Here is a 7,642-nt window from a genome sequence, read left to right as displayed (position 1 = left end):
ACTCAGAAGTGAAACGCCGTAGCGCCGATGGTAGTGTGGGGTCTCCCCATGCGAGAGTAGGGAACTGCCAGGCATCAAATAAAAGCGAAAGGCTCAGTCGAAAGACTGGGCCTTTTGTTTTATCTGTTGTCTGTCGGTGAGCGCTCTCCTGCCCAGGACAAATCCGCCGGGAGCGGATTTGAACGTTGCGCAGCAACGGCCCGGAGGGTGGCGGGCAGGACGCCCGCCATAAACTGCCAGGCATTAATTAAAGTGAAGAAGCCCATCCTGACGGATGGGCTTTTTTGCGTCTGTGCGGGATGAAAACCGCCGGATGCGGCGTGCCGCCTTATCCGGCCTGCAGGGGCCGGGCTGAACGTATTTTGTAGGCCTGATAAGCGCAGCGCATCAGGCACATCATAACAACACGGTTACCATCTTATCCATTGCGTAACAAAATCAGCAAGTTGCTGTATGTCGTTGATATCTAACAATGGAACATCTACCGCCAGCGGAACATCACTGGCAACCGCGATAACATATTCGTCTATCGCCAATTCTTCAGGACTATGCCCGCAACCGTCGCGAAAAAGCACGATCTTAGCGACAGGTTCATGCTTAAACCCTTCAACCAGCACTAGATCCAACGTCGCTGCATCCATCCGGCTTACCAGATATGCTAAATCCAGTTCGGGCTCTTCCGGTGTTTCTACCATTAACGCCCAACGTTGCTGGCTGGCGACCAGCGTTTGTGCTGCACCGGCTTTACGCAGTTCATAGCTATCTTTACCGGGCTTGTCGACATCCATATTGTGATGAGTATGTTTAATCAATCCGGGACGTATACCTCTGGCACGTAGCTCCGGGATCAACTTTTTGAGCAGCGTGGTTTTTCCCGTGCCGCTCCATGCCGCAATGGCGAGTAATGGGATCATGATTTATCCTGCCATTTTGCAAGCTCTTCGGGGGTGTTCACGTTTACGAATGCATCTTTATGATCGCTGAAATCGACGGCATGGCCGCCAGCCAGACGCATAAAGACCATGACACGTCGTTCACCGGACTGAAGATAATCCTGCAGCAAAGGCTGCATCGAGCGGTGCATCAACGCAATGGTTGGGTGATCTCTTTCCCCATCATGCACCCAGACAACCGGTGCAGCTTTGCGCTGTTCTTTTAAACGAGCGACCAGATTGTGAGGAATATAGGGCATATCGCACGGGCAAAACAGAAACCACTCCCCCGTTTGCTGCAGGAATACCGATAGCATCCCGGCCAGTGGGCCAGGGAAATCGGCCAAGGAGTCGGGAATAACTTTCAGGCCGCTTTGCTGGTATATATCCCGGTGGCGATTGGCATTAACCACCACGGTTTCGACCTGCAAAGCGAGAATGTCGGCCACATGCCGCCAAAGAGGTTTACCGTCCAGTTCAAGCAGACCTTTATCGGTTCCACCCATCCGTCTGGCCTTACCGCCAGCCAGCACAACCCCTGTTATTGCACTATCCAGAATCACTGATATCGCCTCTTTTAATGTGGGATTGACCCTGCTAACGTATCTGTATTGAGCCTAAGGAGCACAACCATGAAATGTAAACGTCTGAATGAAGTTATTGAACTCCTCCAGCCTGCCTGGCAGAAGGAACCCGATCTTAACCTGATGCAATTTTTGCAGAAACTGGCGCAAGAGTCAGGTTTTGACGGCGAACTGGCGGATTTAACTGATGACATTCTGATCTATCACCTGAAAATGCGAGACTCAGCGAAGGATGCTGTCATCCCAGGTATTCAGAAAGATTATGAAGAAGATTTTAAAACCGCACTACTCCGCGCTCGTGGTGTAATTAAAGAGTAAAAGCTTGTAATCGCCGCCACCGAAAGCGCTGCGAAATGATATCCTGAATCATTCGTAGTATTTTCCGGATGATGGGATGAACGACAACGCTTTTAATTTCCAGACGCTACACCCGGATACCATCATGGATGCACTGTTTGAGCAGGGGATCCGGGTGGATTCCGGGCTTACCCCTCTTAACAGCTATGAAAACCGTGTCTATCAATTCCAGGACGAAGACCGTCGACGCTTTGTCGTTAAGTTTTATCGCCCTGAACGTTGGTCTGTCGATCAGATCCAGGAAGAGCACCAGTTTGCTCTGGAACTGGTAAGCGATGAAGTCCCGGTAGCTGCGCCGTTGGTACTGAACGGCCAAACGCTGTTAAGCCATCAGGGTTTCCATTATGCGATCTTCCCCAGCGTCGGTGGACGACAGTTTGAAGCCGACAACATCGATCAGATGGAGGCGGTGGGGCGCTATCTCGGGCGTATGCACCAGACCGGATGCAAGCGTACTTTTACCTTCCGACCGACGATTGGCCTTGAAGAATACCTGACTGAGCCGCGTAAAGTTTTTGAACACGCACAGCTTATCCCATCAGGGCAAAAAGCGGCTTTCCTGAAGGCAACGGATGCGCTTATCGCGGTGGTTACCGAACGCTGGCATACTCGTTTTACTACGTTACGCCTGCACGGTGATTGTCATGCCGGTAATATTCTGTGGCGCGATGGCCCGATGTTTGTCGATTTAGATGATGCCCGCAATGGTCCGGCTATTCAGGATTTATGGATGCTCCTCAATGGTGATAAAGCTGAACAACGCATGCAGCTAGAAACCATTATCGAGGCTTATGAAGAGTTTAGTGAGTTCGACATCTCTGAAATCGGACTGATAGAACCTTTACGCGCTATGCGTTTAGTTTATTATCTTGCCTGGCTGATTCGACGTTGGGCTGACCCTGCGTTCCCAAAAAACTTCCCGTGGTTAACCGGGGAAGATTACTGGCATCGTCAGACCGCGACCTTTATTGAGCAGGCAAAAATTCTGCAAGAGCCCCCCTTACAATTAACGCCAATGTATTAATCGGAGAAACTTGAACATGAAAAAAATATGGCTGGCGCTGGCTGGTATGGTCTTAGCTTTTAGCGCATCTGCAGCGCAGTTCCAGGATGGTAAACAATACATCACCCTGGAGAAGCCTGTTGCGGGTGAACCGCAAGTGTTGGAGTTCTTCTCCTTCTACTGCCCGCACTGCTACCAGTTTGAAGAAGTGCTTCATGTATCTGATAACGTGAAGAAAAAACTGCCTGAAGGCACCAAGATGACCAAATACCACGTCGAGTTTCTCGGGCCGTTGGGCAAAGATCTGACGCAGGCATGGGCGGTTGCTATGGCGCTGGGTGTTGAAGATCAGGTTACTGTTCCGCTGTTTGAAGGCGTTCAGAAAACGCAGACCGTTCAGTCTGTTGCTGACATCCGTAAAGTGTTTGTCGATGCGGGTATTAAAGGCGAAGACTATGATGCGGCATGGAACAGCTTCGTAGTGAAATCTCTCGTGGCACAGCAGGAAAAAGCAGCGGCTGATTTACAGCTGCAGGGCGTTCCGGCGATGTTCGTGAATGGCAAATATCAGGTCAACCCGCAGGGCATGGATACCAGCAGCATGGATATCTTTGTACAACAGTATGCGGATACCGTGAAATACCTGGTCGGTCAGAAGTAAAAGTAAAAGCCGGTCACTGACCGGCTTTTTTATTTGCGGCTTTAATCGCGTCGAGCTGCGCGTCTTTCTCACTCCACAGCGTATTCAACCACAGCTGAAAGCGGCGCTTGAATGCCTTATCGTTCACGTAATCACCGTGTAACTCTTCATGGATTGGCTCCAGATTCACCCGCACGACAATCCTCGTTAGCTTACCGCTCAGCATGTCGTAGAAAGGCCGACTGCTGTTTTCCGGATAGCATAACGTGACGTTCAACATTTTATCGAACTGTGACCCCAGTACGTTTAATGCCATCGCAATACCTGCCGCCTTGGGTGGGAGCAGGTTTTGATAGGGTGAGCGGGTTTGCTCACGTTTATCTTTGGTAAAGCGCGAACCTTCGACAAAATTCACAATGGTTGTCGGGTGTACGCGAAACTTCTCGCAGGAACGACGGGTTGTTTCGACATCTTTACCACGGCGTTCCGGATGGCGAAGCAGATAGCCACGTGAATAGCGTTTCATAAACGGCATATCCAGCGCCCAGCAAGCCAGGCCAATAAAGGGCACCCAGGCCAGCTGTTGCTTGAGGAAATATTTATTCATCGGGATGTGCTTACGGAACAGAACGCAAAGCACAACGATATCGGCCCAGCTGTAATGATTACAAATGAGCAGATACCAGTTTTTCTTGCTAAGACCTTCCAGTCCTTCAACATCCCACTTCAGCCGTGGATTAAGGTGCAGCAGTAGCGCAAGACCTTCACACCAGCAGTACATCATGAAATTACAGAAGACAGAAACCTTGCGCCAGACGACAGGAATGGGCAAAAGGAGTTTCACAACCCCGGCAAGGATGATCGGCACAGAACAAAAAATCGTGACCAATATGGTCAATACGATACTCAGCAACAGCGTTATCGCAGCGAGTATTCTCGTCATAATTAAATTATTCAAAAGGTTAGCCATAGACAGTGCGCGAAAGAGGCGCAAGGGGCTGATTTTATCAGAAAACGAACCAAATGATGGATCTTCCCTGAATAGAAAAAAAGAGAATATCTATCCACATCAGGATATAAGCTGTAAAAATGGAATAAAATGCCGTGAGTTTATTTAACCAATTGAAATTGTTGTATAAATAAAATGGAGCATTAATTGCCTTGCTATATTTAAAGAGCTGAAAATTATTTATTCACAAAGTTATCCACAGCTGTCTTTGCGAGCAAAGCAGAAGATCTGCAAAAGTTTTTCGACAAATGCGGCGAAAAACTCATGTTTTCATCCTGTCTGTGGCATCCTTTATCCATAATCTGATAAACAGGCACGGACATTATGGTTCAGATCCCAGAAAACCCACTTATCCTTGTAGATGGCTCATCTTACCTGTATCGCGCATACCACGCGTTCCCACCGCTGACTAACAGCGCAGGAGAACCTACGGGCGCGATGTACGGTGTCCTCAACATGCTGCGTAGCTTGATTCTGCAATATCAACCAACCCATGCAGCGGTGGTATTCGACGCCAAGGGTAAAACCTTCCGTGATGAATTATTCGAACATTATAAGTCTCACCGTCCACCGATGCCGGACGATCTGCGTGCGCAGATTGAACCTCTGCATGCGATGGTAAAGGCGATGGGGTTGCCACTGTTGGCTGTTTCTGGCGTGGAGGCGGACGATGTTATCGGTACGCTGGCGCGGGAAGCAGAGAAGATCGGTCGCCCGGTGCTGATTAGCACCGGTGATAAAGATATGGCTCAGTTGGTGACGCCGAATATCACCCTAATCAACACCATGACCAATACGATCCTCGGCCCGGAGGAAGTGGTGAATAAGTACGGCGTCCCGCCGGAACTGATCATCGATTTCCTGGCGCTGATGGGGGATTCCTCAGATAACATTCCTGGCGTTCCAGGCGTAGGCGAAAAAACCGCTCAGGCACTACTGCAGGGGCTGGGTGGGCTGGATACCCTCTATGCCGAATCAGACAAAATAGCGGGGCTGACCTTCCGTGGTGCGAAAACCATGGCAGGCAAACTTGAGCAGAACAAAGAGGTGGCGTACCTCTCTTATCAATTGGCTACCATCAAAACGGATGTTGAGCTGGAATTGACCTGTGAGCAGCTTGAAGTGCGTCAGCCCGCTGCAGAAGAACTGCTTGGCCTGTTTAAACAGTATGAATTTAAACGTTGGGTTACCGACGTTGAAGCGGGTAAATGGCTACAGGCGAAAGGGACGAAGCCGGCGGCAAAACCGCAAGAAACTATTGTCGTCGATGAAACGCCTGAGGAGCCGGCCACGGTTCTTTCGTATGAAAACTATGTGACGATTCTGGACGAAGCGACGCTGGAAGCGTGGATCGCTAAGCTGAAAAAAGCACCTGTCTTTGCCTTCGATACTGAAACTGACAGCCTGGACAACATTTCCGCGAATCTGGTTGGCCTGTCTTTTGCCATTGAACCGGGTGTGGCGGCGTATGTTCCTGTTGCCCACGATTACCTGGATGCCCCTGACCAGATCGCGCGCGACCGCGCGCTGGAGCTGCTGAAGCCGCTGCTGGAAGATGAGAACGCGCACAAAGTCGGGCAAAACCTGAAGTACGATCGCGGCATCCTGGCGAACTATGGCATCGAGCTGCGCGGCATCACCTTTGACACCATGCTCGAATCCTACATTCTTAACAGCGTCGCTGGACGACACGATATGGACAGCCTGTCGGACCGCTGGTTGAAACATAAAACCATCACCTTTGAAGAGATCGCCGGAAAAGGCAAAAACCAGCTGACCTTTAACCAGATAGCACTGGAAGAGGCTGGTCGTTACGCTGCGGAAGACGCCGACGTTACGCTACAGCTGCATCTGAAGATGTGGCCAGAATTGCAGCAGCATAAAGGGCCGTTGAGCGTCTTTGAAAATATCGATATGCCGCTGGTGCCGGTTTTGTCTCGCGTTGAGCGCAACGGTGTGAAAATCGATCCGGCTGTTCTGCACAAGCATTCAGAAGAGCTGACGCTGCGTTTGAATGAGCTGGAGCAAAAAGCGCACGAGATCGCCGGAGAAGCGTTTAACCTCTCTTCCACTAAGCAACTGCAAACTATCCTGTTTGAAAAGCAGGGTATTAAGCCGTTGAAGAAAACCCCTGGCGGCGCGCCATCAACGTCGGAAGAGGTACTGGAAGAGCTCGCGCTGGATTACCCATTGCCGAAAGTGATCCTGGAATATCGTGGTTTAGCAAAACTGAAGTCGACCTATACGGATAAGCTTCCGTTGATGATTAACAAGAAAACCGGGCGCGTGCACACCTCCTACCATCAGGCGGTTACTGCCACCGGGCGCTTGTCTTCAACGGATCCAAACCTGCAAAACATCCCGGTACGTAATGACGAAGGACGTCGTATTCGTCAGGCGTTCATTGCGCCAGAAGACTACCTGATTGTCTCTGCGGACTACTCACAGATTGAACTGCGTATCATGGCGCACCTTTCACGTGATAAAGGTCTGCTTACCGCGTTTGCCGAAGGGAAAGACATTCACCGCGCAACGGCGGCAGAAGTCTTTGGTTTACCGCTTGATTCTGTGACCAGCGAGCAACGCCGCAGCGCTAAAGCCATTAACTTCGGTTTGATCTACGGGATGAGCGCCTTTGGTTTGGCACGCCAGTTGAATATTCCGCGCAAAGAAGCACAGAAGTACATGGATCTCTACTTCGAACGCTACCCTGGTGTGTTGGAATACATGGAACGCACCCGCGCGCAGGCGAAAGAGCAAGGCTATGTAGAAACGCTGGAAGGTCGCCGTCTCTATTTACCGGATATTAAATCCAGTAATGGTGCTCGTCGCGCTGGTGCTGAACGTGCGGCTATTAACGCCCCGATGCAGGGAACTGCCGCAGACATTATCAAACGAGCCATGATTGCCGTGGATGGATGGCTGCAAACCGAGCAACCGCGCGTGCGCATGATCATGCAGGTACACGATGAACTGGTGTTTGAAGTGCACAAAGATGATCTGGAAAGCGTCTCCAAAAAGATCCACCAACTGATGGAAAACGAGACTCAGATTGACGTGCCGTTGCTGGTGGAAGTCGGGAGTGGTGAAAACTGGGATCAGGCGCACTAAGGGTTT

Annotated in this window: 8 protein-coding genes and 1 rRNA gene; 6 read left to right on the top strand and 3 right to left on the bottom strand. The window is 50.5% G+C overall.

Going from position 1 to position 7,642, the window contains the following annotated elements; all coding sequences use genetic code 11:
- A 5S ribosomal RNA gene (rrf, locus tag OGX86_RS22780) occupies positions 1–73 on the top strand; the annotation flags it as partial.
- Between the two features lie 337 nt (positions 74–410).
- Here the strand turns inward: rrf and mobB are convergent.
- Both mobB and mobA read right to left on the bottom strand, forming a co-directional pair.
- Positions 411–914, bottom strand: coding sequence for a molybdopterin-guanine dinucleotide biosynthesis protein MobB (gene mobB, locus OGX86_RS01755; RefSeq protein WP_003825338.1), 504 nt, complete (start codon positions 912–914; stop codon positions 411–413).
- Positions 911–1,495, bottom strand: coding sequence for a molybdenum cofactor guanylyltransferase MobA (gene mobA / locus OGX86_RS01750; protein ID WP_048227536.1), 585 nt, complete (start codon positions 1,493–1,495; stop codon positions 911–913). The genes mobB and mobA overlap by 4 nt, the downstream gene beginning before the upstream one ends.
- Positions 1,496–1,564: 69 nt before the next feature.
- Here mobA and OGX86_RS01745 point away from each other — a divergent pair, with 69 nt between their 5' ends.
- From OGX86_RS01745 to dsbA, 3 genes are all read left to right on the top strand, one after another.
- Entirely contained in the window at positions 1,565–1,834 is a 270-nt protein-coding gene (locus OGX86_RS01745) for a YihD family protein (protein ID WP_003028616.1), read from the top strand.
- A gap of 76 nt (positions 1,835–1,910) precedes the next feature.
- Entirely contained in the window at positions 1,911–2,897 is a 987-nt protein-coding gene (locus tag OGX86_RS01740; RefSeq protein WP_048215210.1) for a serine/threonine protein kinase, read from the top strand.
- A gap of 16 nt (positions 2,898–2,913) precedes the next feature.
- A complete protein-coding gene (gene dsbA, locus OGX86_RS01735) occupies positions 2,914–3,537 on the top strand; it encodes a thiol:disulfide interchange protein DsbA (RefSeq protein ID WP_003028621.1) in 624 nt (207 codons plus the stop codon).
- Positions 3,538–3,550: 13 nt separating this feature from the next.
- Here the strand turns inward: dsbA and yihG are convergent, their stop codons facing one another.
- Positions 3,551–4,405: a 1-acylglycerol-3-phosphate O-acyltransferase, YihG family gene (yihG, locus tag OGX86_RS01730; RefSeq protein ID WP_230320050.1), complete on the bottom strand. Its 855-nt coding sequence runs from the start codon at positions 4,403–4,405 to the stop codon at positions 3,551–3,553.
- On the opposite strand from yihG, the gene OGX86_RS01725 reads away from it, so the two are divergent.
- Together OGX86_RS01725 and polA are read left to right on the top strand one after the other, a co-directional pair.
- A complete protein-coding gene (locus OGX86_RS01725) occupies positions 4,299–4,634 on the top strand; it encodes a hypothetical protein (RefSeq protein ID WP_230320052.1) in 336 nt (111 codons plus the stop codon). The two genes, yihG and OGX86_RS01725, sit on opposite strands and share 107 nt — an antisense overlap.
- A gap of 215 nt (positions 4,635–4,849) precedes the next feature.
- Complete coding sequence (gene polA, locus OGX86_RS01720; RefSeq protein WP_286639139.1) at positions 4,850–7,636, top strand: DNA polymerase I; 2,787 nt, start codon at positions 4,850–4,852, stop codon at positions 7,634–7,636.
- Positions 7,637–7,642 lie beyond the last annotated feature (6 nt).

It is taken from the genome of Citrobacter sp. Cpo040, assembly GCF_030332915.1.
GTDB lineage: Bacteria > Pseudomonadota > Gammaproteobacteria > Enterobacterales > Enterobacteriaceae > Citrobacter > Citrobacter portucalensis.
The sequence above is the reverse complement of the archived record's forward strand: the minus strand, read 5'-3'. Positions and strand labels throughout refer to the sequence as shown.

What these genes read in the sequence shown, in the direction of transcription:
- mobB (WP_003825338.1), bottom strand. Translation starts at nt 914, where the DNA reads ATGATCCCATTACTCGCCATTGCGGCATGGAGCGGCACGGGAAAAACC.
- OGX86_RS01745 (WP_003028616.1), top strand. Translation starts at nt 1,565, where the DNA reads ATGAAATGTAAACGTCTGAATGAAGTTATTGAACTCCTCCAGCCTGCC.
- OGX86_RS01740 (WP_048215210.1), top strand. Translation starts at nt 1,911, where the DNA reads ATGAACGACAACGCTTTTAATTTCCAGACGCTACACCCGGATACCATC.
- dsbA (WP_003028621.1), top strand. Translation starts at nt 2,914, where the DNA reads ATGAAAAAAATATGGCTGGCGCTGGCTGGTATGGTCTTAGCTTTTAGC.
- OGX86_RS01725 (WP_230320052.1), top strand. Translation starts at nt 4,299, where the DNA reads ATGAAATTACAGAAGACAGAAACCTTGCGCCAGACGACAGGAATGGGC.
- polA (WP_286639139.1), top strand. Translation starts at nt 4,850, where the DNA reads ATGGTTCAGATCCCAGAAAACCCACTTATCCTTGTAGATGGCTCATCT.